Raw genomic sequence first — 14,142 nt, forward strand, 5'->3', positions numbered from 1 at the left:
TAATTAGGAGGATGAATATTGCAAAATAAACAATTTAAAATAATCGAAGCAGCAAAAGAAGGAAGAAGGAAAGTTCACCCTGTTTTTGCTGTTATACTTGCAATTGTATTTTTAACTTTAGGTGAATTGTTTATGTTATTTATGCTGTTTTTACCGAAAACAGAAACAACTTTTATGAAGGCAATTTATAGCAATATTGAGATGATATTAACGTTTGGCGGGGCTATATTTTTTGTGTTTTTATGGATTAAATTTGTTGAGAAAAGGTCATTTTCATCTATTGGTTTTTGGAATGAGCAATGGATGAGAAAGTATTTGAGAGGGGCACTAATAGGGTTTATTTTCATTTCGATACCAGTAATTTTACTCATATTAACAGGAAATGTAAAACTACAAATGCAAGAAATTAAGATGACAGTTATATTTGGTATTGTAGGATCTTTAGTCGCATTTTTAATACAAGGGGCCACTGAAGAAATTGTTGTAAGAGGTTGGTTATTCCCAGTTCTTTCTGTTAGAAGCCGTATATGGATTGGAATTGTTGTGACGTCCTTTTTATTTGGTTTTCTTCATTTGCTTAATCCAGGAATTACAATTCTTTCAATATCGAATATAATATTAGTTGGCGTATTTGCAGCTTTTTACGTTTTAAAGGACAGTAGTCTTTGGGGGATTTGTGCATGGCATTCCATTTGGAATTGGGCACAATATAACGTTTATGGCTTTGCGGTTAGTGGAATGACGATATATTCAACACCACTATTTAAACCTGTAACAAATGGCAATGAAGTCCTTCATGGAGGCTCATTTGGGATTGAAGGTAGTATTATTACAACAATAATGCTTTCTATCGCTTCAATTGTTTTATGGAGACAGTTATGGGGGAGAAGAGCGAAACAACGAGATTTTAGTTAATGAAAGTGGGAGAAACTATGGGGATTATAGCGTTTGAGGGAGCGAGTGCTGTTGGGAAAAGTACAACATGCCGTGAACTAGAAAACAATTATGGAGCCTTCATTATACCTGAAGTGAATTTTTTATTTGAAAGACCAAAAAATGAACATAGAACATGGTATTTTGAAAAACAAGTTGAGCGCTGGAATATAGCAGTGCAAAAATCGCAGCAATATGAATTAGTAATACTTGATGGGGATATATATCAGCCACTTAGTTATAATTGGTGTTTTCATTTTGATATATTTAATCAGCCTTTATCTTTAATAGAAAACTTTTATAAAGAAAAGATGATAAATAGGGAGATTGGTTTTCCAGATCAATATTTTTATTTGTACACGAATGATGAAGAACTTAGAAAACGAAAAGAATTTGATGAGACGAGAAGCAGAAGAAACTTTGAAAAACATTTACATATATCAAAATCGTTGCAGCGTTATTATGAAAATTTAAATACCGTCACAGACGGGTACTGTAAATTGATTGAAGCAAAAAGTATAAAGTCGAATGAATTAGAAATTGTGAAAAGTTTAAACAGCTTAAACGTATGTGAAGATAGACGTTTTGATGTTTCGAGGTTAGATGCTATTACGGAGTGGTTAAAAGAAAATCGTGCATAAAGTAAAAACAACGAGTGTTGTAGAAGGCGCTCGTTGTTTTTTGTTTCCATATAAATATAAAGGGAAATTTTGTAGAATATTTTTGGTTTTTGACAGAATAATCTTTCAATTTTACAAAAAAAGAAATACAATATAAGGAAATATATATAAATAATATGGTAGGGGATGGGATGAACTATTTTGAATGAAGGAACTGTTTTATATAAGAAATAATGAGGTAGTAAGAACAGAGATATTTGGGAGGAAATAAGCGAGATGAAAACACTATTTAAAATAATCGGTATTATAGCTGGTATGGCAGTAATCGGAGTAGGTTTAACATATGGTATGCTTTATTATTTGAATAATAGTAAACCAGTTGCGAAAAAGTCAACGCCAGCAGCTCCGGCAGTAGAAGTGCTAGCTGATAGTAATGTAAAAGCCGAAGATGCGAAACTTTTAGAAAATGGCAATCATTCATTACCTAATAGTGGTTTTAATAAAAATTTTAAATGGACAGATGAGAACATACAGACAGCGTTACATGAAATGGCACACCAAAAAACGAAAGCTGAACAAAAATGGGGCTATATTTTTATCACACAAGAACGTATTGAAAGTTTACTTGAAATTATAAATAGTAATGATGTTGCACAAAAAAATACATATGTGGATATTTTAGAACGATGGAAACAAGGGAAATATGAAAAGGTTGATGTGGATCATAATAAAATTTGGAAATTGCAAAGTGGGAATTTAGGAGAAGGAAAAGGAATAATGTCGCAAGCTGAACAAAAAGAATTAATTGATCAAGTGTTTATGCAAAAAGGTACATATTCAGGTAGTAAATTAATTGCAGGTGGGGGACAGGATAATAAATAATATACTTATCAATGAAAAAGAGTAAGTGCTTTTTAGGCAGTTACTCTTTTTTTGTGCACATTTTTAATAATTTAGCCTCGCTCTAGTAAGGAAAGAAACGACTGTAGTACCGGGGAAACCCATCTAGATTTATGATAGATTACATGACTTTGAATAACGGCTGGAGTTTCGATAGGTTGAAAACGTATTTGTTCCTTTTGACAATTCTCTTGTACAACGATGTAAGGAAGAATTGAAATTCCTAACTCACACATAACAGCTTGTTTAATGACTTCAACATTAGAAGTTTCAAATGTTTTTTCTAGAATATTTCCGCTTTGACGCAAAAAACGATCGACCATTGGCCGATAACCGCAGCTTTGTTCTGTAAAAATAAACTGAGTATCCTGTAATAAACGAAATGGATTTTCCTGTACGGGGGAATGAATAGGTAAAATCCATCCGAATGTTTCATTACAAAAAGTACGTATAATAAAATCGTTATGTGCTATACTTTCACCAATTAAGAAGATAACATCTGTTTCTCCTTCATGTAGCTTTTTCATTGCATGTTCATTTGTAGTAGTCTCAAGAACGATATTTACTTTCGGATTTTGCTGTTTGTAAGTACGTAATAATTGTGGTAAACGGTACACTGCTAACGATTCGTTAGATGTAATACTTAACGTCCCTTCCAAATAATCATTATTTTGAGGGATTTCTTGTGCTTTTTCATAAATAGCAAGTAATTCTAATGCATAAGGATGAAATTGATGACCTGCTTTTGTAAGAAGTACTTTTTTCCCTAATCGATCGAAAAGAGGGATATGTAAGTCGTTTTCTAATGCTTTTATATGCCCTGTAACAGTAGATTGCGCATAACCTAACGCCAGAGCAGCTTTAGAAAAACCGCCATGCTTAACAATGGCACAAAATGTTTTAACATGTCTCATTTCCATAAGTGACCCCTCTTTTAATATCATGATTTGTGAATGATTATATCATGTATTTTAATTTTTCAAATGATTAAATTTCTTTTAATATTATGTTGTGGGGAAATTCATGTAAGCAGTATTGGAGGAGAAAAAATGAGTAAAAAGAGCTATCATGTAGCTGTTGTTGGAGCTACAGGTGCAGTAGGTCAGAAAATTATTGAACTGTTAGAACAAGAAACAAAGTTTAATATAGCTGAAGTTACATTCCTTTCGTCAAAACGATCTGCTGGTAAGAAAGTACAATTTAAAGGGCGAGAGATTACAATACAAGAGGCAAAAACAACTAGTTTTGAAAGTGTAGATATTGCCTTTTTCAGTGCTGGAGGAGAAGTGTCTAGACAATTTGTAAATCACGCAGTTTCCAGTGGCGCAATCGTAATTGATAACACAAGTGAGTACCGAATGGTACACGATGTACCGCTCGTTGTTCCAGAGGTTAATGCACACACTTTAAAGGAGCATAACGGTATTATTGCAGTTCCGAATTGTTCAGCATTACAGATGGTAACAGCTCTTCAGCCAATCCGAAAATCATTCGGTTTAGAACGAATTATCGTTTCCACTTATCAAGCTGTATCAGGTTCTGGAATTCATGCGATTCATGAATTAAAAGAACAAGCTAAGTCGATGCTTACAGGTGAAGAAGTGGAGAGTGCTATATTACCAGCGAAAAAAGATAAAAAGCATTATCCAATTGCGTTTAATGTACTGCCTCAAGTAGATATATTCACTGATAATGATTTCACCTTCGAAGAAGTAAAGATGATTCAAGAGACGAAGAAAATTTTAGAAGATCCAAACCTGAAAATGGCAGCTACTTGTGTACGTGTTCCAGTTGTATCAGGGCATTCAGAATCAGTTTATATAGAACTTGAAAAAGAAACAACTGTTACAGAAATTAAAGAAATACTGCTTGATGCACCAGGTGTTATTTTACAAGATAACCCTAGTGAACAGCTGTATCCAATGCCATTATATGCAGAAGGGAAAATAGATACGTTTGTCGGGAGAATTAGGAAAGACCCTGATATGCCAAAAGGATTCCATCTTTGGATCGTTTCCGATAATTTGTTAAAAGGTGCGGCTTGGAATTCAGTTCAAATCGCAGAGACGTTGGTGGAAAAGGGAATCATTTAGCATAATAGAGTTACACATGTATTATAAGAACTAGGAAACTATTGATTGTAAAAGTATCCTAGTTCTTATTTTAGTGAGAATTTAAAATGAATTAGTTTTTATAGTGTTTTTATAAATATCCATTAGTTTTGTAAAGAATGTACTGTTATTTTTAGTTGCTCAATAAATTCTCGAGTTGCAGCGCACATATATTTATCTTTTCTATAAATCAGTCCTATATCTATAGTTGGAGTAGGATCTTCTATTTTAATAGCTTGAATGTTTTCGTTTTGCAAAAAGTCTATATACGGTTTGGGTAACACTGTAATTCCCATACCTTTTGAAACCATTTGAATTAAAGATTCCATCGTACTAATTTCTAAAATTGGTTTTGGTTTGAAGCTAAAGTTTTGACAATAGGTCGTAAGTAGTTCTGTTAAATAAAAGTTTTTTGGTAGAAGGATTAAAGGGTAGTTCTGTAATTCTTTAATAGACACGTGATCAAGCTCACTTAAAGGATGACCGATTGGAATAACTAATGTAAGTTCACTTTTATATAGCGGGATAGAAACAATTTCTTTATCTTGTACCGGGAGAAATGTAATACCAATATCTAATTCGTTTTGTAACAATTTTTCGCGAATTTCTCCTGTGCGAAGTCCTAACACAGAAAGCTCAATGTTTGGATAAAGAGTATTGAAGTGTAAAAGGGTTGGCGGTAGTAAATAATTTACAACGGTTAACAATGAGCCGATTGTTAAGGATCCGTACTGTAATCCATTTAAGTCCTGGATAGCAGAACGGGCTTGTTCGACTTCATGAAAAATGGTTTTACTATGTGATAATAAAATCTTTCCTGCTTCAGTTAAAGATATCTTTTTACCAATTCGATCGAAAAGTGGCATTCCTACTTCATGTTCTAACGCACGTATTTGTTGACTTAGTGAAGGTTGGGAAATGTTTAATTTTTCGGCTGCCTTTGTGAAATGCAATTCTTTCGAAACAGCTAAAAAGTATTCTAATTGTCGTAATTCGATTGGAATCACCTCAAATTTAATCATAGGATATACCTATCATTATTATATAAATAATTGAATTGAACAATGATTTTGTGCGATTTATAATCACTTTATTAGAAATAGATTGATGATAAAGATTAGATGAGGTGAAGAGGAATTGTTGAAATCGAGCGTATTACCAGGCAGTTATTCAAAAGTACTTCAAAAAAGGTATGAGGAGGCTGTACCGACAGGAATATATCATTTAACGCCTTTATATGTAAAAAAAGCTAGCGGAGCGATCATTACAGATGTAGATGGGAATCAGTTTATTGATTTTGCTGGTGGTATTGGAATGCAAAATGTTGGTCATTGTCATCCGAAAGTTGTAAGAGCGGTACAAGAACAAGCAAAGTCATTTATTCATCCTTGTTTTCATGTAACTCCATATGAAAACTATATTGCTTTAGCAGAGAAAATTAATGAAAAAATACCAGGAACAAGTAAGAAAAAAACGATGTTTGCAAATAGTGGTGCGGAAGCGATTGAAAATGCTGTAAAAATCGCACGTAAAGTAACAGGGAGAAGTAAAGTAATTTCGTTTGAACGAGGATTTCATGGGAGAACATTAATGACGATGTCTTTATCAACGAAAGAAAACCCATATAAAGCAGGATTTGGCCCGTTCGTTTCAGACATGCATATATTGTCGTATCCGTACTATTACAGAGCTTCAGAAGGAGTTTCTTCTGAAGAAGTGGATTCTCAAGTCATCTATCAGTTTGAAAAATTTTTAGAGGAAGTATCACCTGAAAAAGTAGCGGCAATCGTAATGGAACCAGTACAAGGAGAAGGGGGATTTATTGTTCCTTCCATTTTATTTGTAAAACGAATCCGGGAAATTTGTGATCAATATGGAATTTTAATGATCATGGATGAAGTGCAAACTGGATTTGGCAGAACTGGAAAATGGTTTGCAACGGAACATTTTAATATAGAACCTGACATTATTGCATTATCAAAATCAATAGCTGGAGGCTTACCATTAAGTGCGATTGTTGGGCGCGCTGAGTTTATGGATGTTCCTGGAAGGGGTCAAATCGGTGGGACCTTTGCAGGAAGTCCGTTATCATGCGCAGCCGGTCTTGCTGTATTTGAAATTATGGAAGAAGAAAACCTAGTTGAAAGAGCTCAACAAATTGGAAATAGAATAATGGCACATTTACATGCAATGCAATTAAAATACGAAGTCATAGGTGACGTTCGTGGAATTGGTGCAATGGTTGCAATGGAACTTGTAACGGATCGTATAACAAAAGAACCAGCAAAAGAACTAACAGTACAATTAATTGATGAATTCTGGAAGAATGGGCTTATAAGTATTGGGGCAGGGATATTTGATAATGTACTACGTTTTTTACCGCCTCTAGTTATTTCAAATGAAGAAATTGATAAAGGTTTTGAAATAATAAATCAATCTTTTAAAAAATTGTGCGGAAAGTGAGAGAGGCAATTATGATGAATAAATTATATGAGGTACTATCACTAAATATAGGATTCCCAAAAGAAGTTATGTATGGAGGAAAATTAATTCATACGGGTATAAATAAAACGAAAACAAAGGAACCTATATATTTATCATTTTTAAAATTTAAAGGTGATGGTCAGGCGGATTTAGTTCATCATGGAGGGGTGGATAAAGCGGTTTGTGTGTATTCGGGTGAACATTATAGTTATTGGGAAGAAACATTGAATCAAGACCTTGAATATGGAGCATTCGGAGAAAATATAACAGTAAGTGGTATGCGTGAAGAGGATGTTTGTATCGGTGATACGTTTGAGCTCGGAGAAGCGATAGTACAAGTAACGCAACCAAGGCAACCTTGTTTTAAGTTAGCTAAGAAATACAATATTCCAAAGTTACCACTGTATTTTCAAGAAACAGGATATACAGGATTTTATTTTCGTGTATTAAAAGAAGGGTGGGTATCGCCAGTTGATACGTTAAAGTTGCTGAAGTCTGATCCAATAAGTATTACAGTAGCGTTTGCTAATCGTATTATGCATAAGGAAAAACAAAATATAGAAGGGATAAAGAGAATTTTAGAAGTACATGCACTTTCTACTAGTTGGAGAAAGACATTTGAAAAGCGACTGAGGGGAGAAGAAATAAATACGAAGGAGAGGCTTGAAGGAATAAAAGAATAAAAAAATATTTTTATAAATAGTGCATTTCTAATAGTAAAAACTAACTAGAAAGCACTGTTTTTATATAATAACCTTATCAATATACAAAAATCTTAATATTGTTTTATTCGACTTTTTTCTAATTGTGAAAACATAAAATTAATTGGATTATTTTTTTATATTTTATGATAGTATATTGATTTGTAAGACTTATTATTTTAAGGTCAGGTCATATAACCATATATAATTTTATGGAATTGAAGTATGGAGGGACAACATGGGGAATGTTGAAAAATTTGCAAATCTTCTAATAGAAGAACCGAAAAGAGAGCAGTTATTTCCTTTATTTGAAGAAGTGTTTGGTATTGAAAGTCAAACATTACGTGATTTTACGGAGAAAGGATATTGGGATTATACATATAAAGCTTTATCATTTTTACAAGATAACAAAGTAATTGCGAATGTTGCTGCATTTTCACTTCCGCTTTTAATGAATGGTGAAAAAATAAATGCATTGGGTATTCAATCGGTAATGACACATCCGAATCATCGTCGACATGGGTTAATGAAACAATTGTTTAGTAAGATGATAGAAGAAATTGATGAGCAATGTGAGTGTGCGCTTTTATTTACTGAAAATCCAGAACTATATAAACCATTTGGTTTTCAAATTGTGCAAGAATATTTGATGGAACTATCATACGAAAACAAGAGTGATAAAGATTCTCAACTTAAAAAGTTAGATTTTTATAATGAAGAGGATAGACAATTAATACATGAGATGATTGAAAATGGCCAAAGGCTTTCTAATACATTTTCAACGTTAAATTACCGCTCTTCGTTTTATTTAAATATGTATGATTCAACATGGAATGAAAACCTATATTATTCAGAGAAATTAGATACGTTGATTGTTTTTACAATAGAAAATCAAAAACTAAAATTATATGGAGTGTTTGCTCCGGTACTTCCGATTTTAGATGAATTATGTGAGGAAATCTCTGGGGAATTTAAGGAGATTGAATTTTATTTTTGCCCAGATCAATTAGGAATTGATGATGTACAATATACAGAATTACAGACTAGTAAGTATTTAATGGTTCGAAGTAATAAGGAATTAGATTTTAAAGGTTATAAATTCCCGGTGTTAACCGAGTTTTAAATATTAATTTAATTGCTTTTTTATGGAGGAATTATGAAAACATCATATATACCAAATCATATTGAGCAACTTACCGTAATGAATGTACCTAAATATTACAAACTGGAAGAAAATCATACATTCATTGTCCATTCGAAGGCAGAAACAGATTTTTGGCTGAAAACACATTATGGCTTTGAAATAATGAATGGTCATGTATTTTATAATGAGATTATGACAGATTTTCAGGCTGAAGTTCAGTTACGTATGAATCCAAATGCGACATACGATCAAGCAGGTCTTTTTGTTATGATTTCGGAGAACTGTTGGTTAAAAACTTCTTTAGAATATATCCCTGAGGGGCCATCTCATTTAGGTGCTGTCGTAACGAATAATGGATATTCTGACTGGTCAACGCAAGATTATCCAACTGAAGCAGCTAAGCAACAACTTCGTTTTCGAATTATTCGAAAACGCGGTGATTATTCAATATATGTGAAAATAAGTCAGCGATGGGAACAAATAAGAATCGCTCATTTAATGGAGGATATAGGGAATGAGCCTGTTAAAATAGGCTTTTACACGTGTAGTCCTTCTAAAAATAAAGGATTTGAGACTGAGTTTTTCGATTTTACAATTGAAGAAATATAGATAAAAAACCGCATTCTTTTCATTAAGAATGCGGTTTTTGTATTTGTATATTTATAAAGCACATTTATTGACCGAAAAGTCATTAATGCTTATCATTTAATAATGTTAAATATTAATTTGCATAATATAATAAAAGTAAAGAAGAAATTACAAACTATAGGGTTTAAATAAGGAGGGGTATGAATTACTCAGTGGTAATTTCATGGAAAAAGGAGATTATGTATGAAATCATTTCGCAAGCTATTACAGTATTTAAAACCATACATGTTCTTCGCTATTATTGGACCGCTATTTATGGTACTTGAGGTTGCGATGGACTTAATTCAACCGACTATTATGCAACATATTATTGATGTTGGGATTGCAAATAGGGATTTGAATTATGTAATAAAAATGGGGCTTCTTATGATAGGAGCAGCGGCACTTGGGTTAGTTGGAGGACTTGGGTGTATGATGTATTCTACAAAAGCAGCTGTAAATTTCGCTACAGACATACGAAAAGATGTGTTTACAAAAATAGAAACATTTTCCAGTAAAAATCGGGATACATTTGGAACCGGAAAATTATTAACGATTGTGACAAATGATATTACATCAATTCAATCGGCGATGACGATGACTTTACGTGTTCTCGTTCGTGGCCCTTTGTTATTTATCGGAAGTATAATTATTGTTTTTGTAACAGCGAGGGAGTTATTTCCAATATTACTTGTAGTTGTACCAATTTTATTACTGGCGATTATTTTAATTGCAAGTAAAGCGAGTGGAACGTTTAAAAAGGTGCAAGAAGCATTAGATAAAGTGAATACAAAGTTACAAGAAAATTTATCTGGTGTACGTGTTATAAAAGCGTATGTAAGACAAAAATATGAAATTTCTCAGTTTGGAAATGTGAATACAAATTTAACGAAGATAAATATTCGAGCTGTGCAGCTTATTTCCTTAATGATGCCAATAATTATGCTAGTTGTAAGTGGTGGGATTGTCGCAACACTATGGATTGGTGGAGAAAAAGTATTTAATGGAACTCTTCAAGTAGGTGCGATTTTAGCATTTATAAACTATTTGAATATCATTTTAATGGCGCTTATGTCTATTAGTATGGTATTTATTCAAATTGCTCGAGCTTTTCCATCTGCGGATCGTGTACAACAAGTCTTAAATACTGAAGTTGATATTATGAACGAAGCTAACGCAATTGAACCTGAGAAAATCGAAGGAAATATTGATTTTAAAGATGTTAGTTATAGTTATACGAAAAATAATGAATACGTTTTAAAAGATATTTCATTCAGCATACGTAAAGGTGAAAAAGTAGGGATTATCGGTTCTACAGGGAGTGGTAAGTCTACTTTAGCTAAACTGCTACCACGCTTATACGATATTGAGCAAGGTGAAATTTGTATTGACGGAATAAATGTTAAGAGGTACGATTTACAAAAATTGCGTGCTTCAATAGGTTTTGTACCTCAAAAGGCATTGTTGTTCTCAGGAAGTATAGAAGAGAATTTACGTTACGGTAAAGAAGATGCAACACACGATGAATTGGAAACAGCAGCTTCATCTGCGTGTGCTACTGAGTTTATTAACAAGTTGGAAGAATCGTATCATTATAACTTAACACAAGGTGCGACGAATTTATCAGGTGGACAAAAACAACGTGTATCCATTGCGAGAGCGCTTGTGAGAAAACCATCTATTCTTATATTAGATGATTCTACATCAGCAGTTGATGCGAAATCAGAAGCGAACATTCAATCGGCATTAAGAACAGAATATAAAGGAACAACGACATTATTAATTGCTTCTAAAATCTCATCTATAATAGATGCTGATAAAATTCTCGTATTAGATAATGGTGAATTAGTTGGTGATGGTACACATGAACAACTGCTAGAACAATGTGAGGTATATCAGGAAATTTATCTTTCCCAAGGTGGTAATTTGCATAAAGAAGGTGGGAAAGAACATGCGTAATTTTCAAGGACAATTTGCTAATAAAGGTGGACGTAACTCGCCTAAGAGTGGAAAAGTTAAAAATACTAAAGGTACTGTAAAGCGGATTTGGAACTATATGGGGTATGAAAAGGCTGCTCTAATGTTCGTTATATTTCTAGTATTTGTTACGACATTACTTGGGTTATTAGGTCCATATTTTATGGGAGTAATTATAGATCAATATATTGTACCGAAAGATTTAAACGGTACGGCAAGAATGTGTATGTTACTTATTGCAATTTACGGTGTAACGGTGCTTTTAACGTGGTTACAAACGTATGTCATGATTAATGTTGCATTAAAGACAATTCAAAAAATACGACAAGATATATTTGAGAAAATCCAAACGCTTTCTTTACGGTTCTTTGATGTACGTTCTCAAGGTGATTTAATGAGCCGTGTGACAAATGATATTGACAATTTAAATCAAGCGTTGACGCAAAGTGTCGTACAGATTATTTCATCAGCGTTAACCTTTATAGGTGTGACGATTGCGATGTTCTCATTAAATTGGATTTTGGCACTTGTAACTTTAATTACAGTACCTATTATGTTTTTCGTTACAAAAAAACTTGTTGCATATAGTGGTAAAAACTTTGCAAAGCGTCAAAAAGATTTAGGAGAATTAAATGGTTTTATTGAAGAAGCTATAACAGGCGCGGATGTTACAACGTTATACGGGAAAGAAAAAGAAACCGTACAAAATTTCAATAAAATTAATGAACAACTAAGAATTTCAGCAACGAAGGCTGATACATTTTCAGCTTTTATTTTTCCGAGTATGAACTTTATTAATAACTTAGGAATGGGGCTTGTAATTGGGACTGGATCCGTTATGGTATTAAACGGTATGACAACAGTAGGTGTCATTGCGGCGTTTATTAATTATTCTCGTCAATTTTCAAGACCACTAAGTCAATTTGCAACGTTAATGAATACGATTCAAGCGGCAGTTGCGGGTGGAGAACGTGTTTTTGAAATTATGGATGAGGTACCAGAAATTCAAAATAAAAAAGACGCATTCGTTGTAGAAAATATACATGGGCATGTTGAACTTGAGAATGTTTCGTTTGGTTATGTGGAGAATAAAACAATTTTAAAAGAAGTAAGTCTTAAGGCACAGCCTGGAGAGACAATTGCTTTAGTTGGTCCAACGGGATCGGGAAAAACAACAATCATAAACTTATTAACTCGATTTTATGATATACAGCAAGGACAAATTCATATTGATGGAAAAGATATAAAAGATTATGATATCAATTCTTTACGAAGTAAAATAGGAGTAGTTTTACAAGATACGTATTTATTTGCTGGGACAATTATGGATAATATCCGTTATGGACGATTACATGCAAGTGATGAAGAAGTAATCAATGCAGCAAAGGCTGCATCGGCACATTCTTTTATTAAACATTTACCGAAACAATATGAAACAGAGATTGCTTCAGAAGGATCGAATTTAAGTCAAGGACAAAAACAACTTCTTGCGATTGCAAGGGCAATTTTAGCAGATGCAGACATATTAATTCTTGATGAAGCGACATCTAATATTGATACGAGAACAGAATTGCAAATTCAAGCAGGATTAAACAATTTAATGAGAGGTAGAACGAGTTTCGTAATCGCTCATCGACTCAAAACGATTGAAAAGGCAGATCAAATCCTAGTTATAAAGGATGGGAGTATTTTAGAAAGAGGGAATCATGAATCTCTCATGGAAGATCGAGGATTTTACTTTGAATTGTATACGAGTCAGTTTAAAATTTAATAATAATATTCATGTGGTGCGGTTTCTGTAGAAAAGAGAAACCGCATTTTTAATGATTGTAAACATTGCTAAACCCAATAGTCTTTCATTAAATACTTTGACAGTATCACCTTGAATCTCTGGTAAAACATATGAATAGCGTTTTAGGTTGCAAAAATGCAGATTAAACGTAGTTAAGTTACAAAAAGAGTGGAATATACAGTTGTTCAGGGGATGTAATTTACGTGTTTTTTTAGAATTACGAGTTGTTAGCAAAAACTAGCGGCCTCAGTGACAGATGGTAGAAATAGTTTGCGTGGTATTGTAATAATCTCAAGCGCTATCTGTGTTGAATATAGGAGTATTTGAGTTAAATCTAAAGCGAGTGTTAAAAGTATTATGAAGCTTGTAAGAATTACAAAACTACCCCAAAAGAAACTTTTTGAAGTGTTGCGGAAATCTTTTATTAAAGAAAAGAAAGAAAAAAATGCGGTAACAATAAGAATGAAAACTTTATACTTATCAGCCATTATAACCCTCCAAAAGAACAGTAATTTATATTATACCGTATTTTTCGGTATTATTATAAATAGATTTTAAAGTGAATATTAAGAAAAAATAAAACCACAACTAATGTTTTAAGTTGTGGTTTTATTTTTTGAGTACTTTGTTTTAGAAGATAGATAATCTAGAATTGAAAAAATTTTAAAGGAATTACCATACTTTATTTCTGATCCAGCATCAGGTGCTCAATGAAACGGTATGAAGGGTTATAGGCTGGTAATACGAGAATAAATAAGGGCGGATCTGTGTACAGCAATATTCCCATATCAAAGTTCTACTAAAGAAAAGTAGTTAGTTAAGGACAGTATGTGAATAAAAAACAGATGGGTGT

Annotated in this window: 13 protein-coding genes; 10 read left to right on the forward strand and 3 right to left on the reverse strand. The window is 33.0% G+C overall.

Annotated elements, in window-relative coordinates:
• The first annotated feature begins 18 nt into the window (after window positions 1–18).
• The 3 genes from ACS2MN_RS02535 to ACS2MN_RS02545 all read left to right on the forward strand — a co-directional run bounded on the left by ACS2MN_RS02535 (window position 19) and on the right by ACS2MN_RS02545 (window position 2,435).
• Window positions 19–915 (forward strand): CPBP family intramembrane glutamic endopeptidase, encoded by an 897-nt coding sequence (locus ACS2MN_RS02535; RefSeq protein ID WP_001180196.1) that lies wholly within the window; start codon window positions 19–21, stop codon window positions 913–915.
• Window positions 915–1,574 carry an AAA family ATPase gene (locus ACS2MN_RS02540; protein WP_000862574.1) on the forward strand — a complete coding sequence of 220 codons (660 nt, stop codon included), beginning with the start codon at window positions 915–917 and terminating at the stop codon, window positions 1,572–1,574. The genes ACS2MN_RS02535 and ACS2MN_RS02540 overlap by 1 nt, the downstream gene beginning before the upstream one ends.
• 255 nt (window positions 1,575–1,829) lie before the next feature.
• The gene (locus ACS2MN_RS02545) at window positions 1,830–2,435 is read left to right on the forward strand and encodes a PRK06770 family protein (protein WP_000853588.1); all 606 of its coding nucleotides are present in this window, start codon (window positions 1,830–1,832) and stop codon (window positions 2,433–2,435) included.
• A gap of 71 nt (window positions 2,436–2,506) precedes the next feature.
• Here ACS2MN_RS02545 and ACS2MN_RS02550 read toward each other — a convergent pair whose 3' ends face one another.
• Window positions 2,507–3,397 carry a LysR family transcriptional regulator gene (locus ACS2MN_RS02550; protein WP_015000500.1) on the reverse strand — a complete coding sequence of 297 codons (891 nt, stop codon included), beginning with the start codon at window positions 3,395–3,397 and terminating at the stop codon, window positions 2,507–2,509.
• 105 nt (window positions 3,398–3,502) lie between these two features.
• Here ACS2MN_RS02550 and ACS2MN_RS02555 point away from each other — a divergent pair, with 105 nt between their 5' ends.
• Entirely contained in the window at window positions 3,503–4,546 is a 1,044-nt protein-coding gene (locus tag ACS2MN_RS02555) for an aspartate-semialdehyde dehydrogenase (RefSeq protein WP_087949994.1), read from the forward strand.
• 122 nt (window positions 4,547–4,668) lie between these two features.
• On the opposite strand, the gene ACS2MN_RS02560 is transcribed toward ACS2MN_RS02555, so the two are convergent.
• Window positions 4,669–5,571 (reverse strand): LysR family transcriptional regulator, encoded by a 903-nt coding sequence (locus ACS2MN_RS02560; RefSeq protein WP_080595679.1) that lies wholly within the window; start codon window positions 5,569–5,571, stop codon window positions 4,669–4,671.
• Window positions 5,572–5,701: 130 nt separating this feature from the next.
• Between ACS2MN_RS02560 and gabT the strand changes: the two genes are divergently transcribed.
• The 6 genes from gabT to ACS2MN_RS02590 all read left to right on the forward strand — a co-directional run bounded on the left by gabT (window position 5,702) and on the right by ACS2MN_RS02590 (window position 13,268).
• A complete protein-coding gene (gabT, locus tag ACS2MN_RS02565) occupies window positions 5,702–7,027 on the forward strand; it encodes a 4-aminobutyrate--2-oxoglutarate transaminase (RefSeq protein WP_346994209.1) in 1,326 nt (441 codons plus the stop codon).
• Window positions 7,028–7,038: 11 nt separating this feature from the next.
• Entirely contained in the window at window positions 7,039–7,731 is a 693-nt protein-coding gene (locus tag ACS2MN_RS02570) for an MOSC domain-containing protein (protein WP_002038647.1), read from the forward strand.
• 256 nt (window positions 7,732–7,987) lie between these two features.
• Complete coding sequence (locus tag ACS2MN_RS02575; RefSeq protein ID WP_346994208.1) at window positions 7,988–8,872, forward strand: GNAT family N-acetyltransferase; 885 nt, start codon at window positions 7,988–7,990, stop codon at window positions 8,870–8,872.
• A 33-nt stretch (window positions 8,873–8,905) separates the two neighbouring features.
• A complete protein-coding gene (locus tag ACS2MN_RS02580) occupies window positions 8,906–9,502 on the forward strand; it encodes a DUF1349 domain-containing protein (RefSeq protein WP_000858458.1) in 597 nt (198 codons plus the stop codon).
• Between the two features lie 222 nt (window positions 9,503–9,724).
• Window positions 9,725–11,479, forward strand: coding sequence for an ABC transporter ATP-binding protein (locus ACS2MN_RS02585; protein ID WP_000834797.1), 1,755 nt, complete (start codon window positions 9,725–9,727; stop codon window positions 11,477–11,479).
• On the forward strand, window positions 11,472–13,268 hold the full coding sequence (locus tag ACS2MN_RS02590) for an ABC transporter ATP-binding protein (protein WP_087949989.1): 1,797 nt from the start codon (window positions 11,472–11,474) through the stop codon (window positions 13,266–13,268). Before ACS2MN_RS02585 ends, ACS2MN_RS02590 begins: the two co-directional genes overlap by 8 nt.
• Before the next feature lie 248 nt (window positions 13,269–13,516).
• On the opposite strand, the gene ACS2MN_RS02595 is transcribed toward ACS2MN_RS02590, so the two are convergent.
• Complete coding sequence (locus ACS2MN_RS02595) at window positions 13,517–13,777, reverse strand: hypothetical protein (protein ID WP_000774136.1); 261 nt, start codon at window positions 13,775–13,777, stop codon at window positions 13,517–13,519.
• Between the last annotated feature and the right edge of the window lie 365 nt (window positions 13,778–14,142).

The organism is Bacillus cereus group sp. BceL062, assembly GCF_051780025.1.
Taxonomy (GTDB): domain Bacteria; phylum Bacillota; class Bacilli; order Bacillales; family Bacillaceae_G; genus Bacillus_A; species Bacillus_A toyonensis.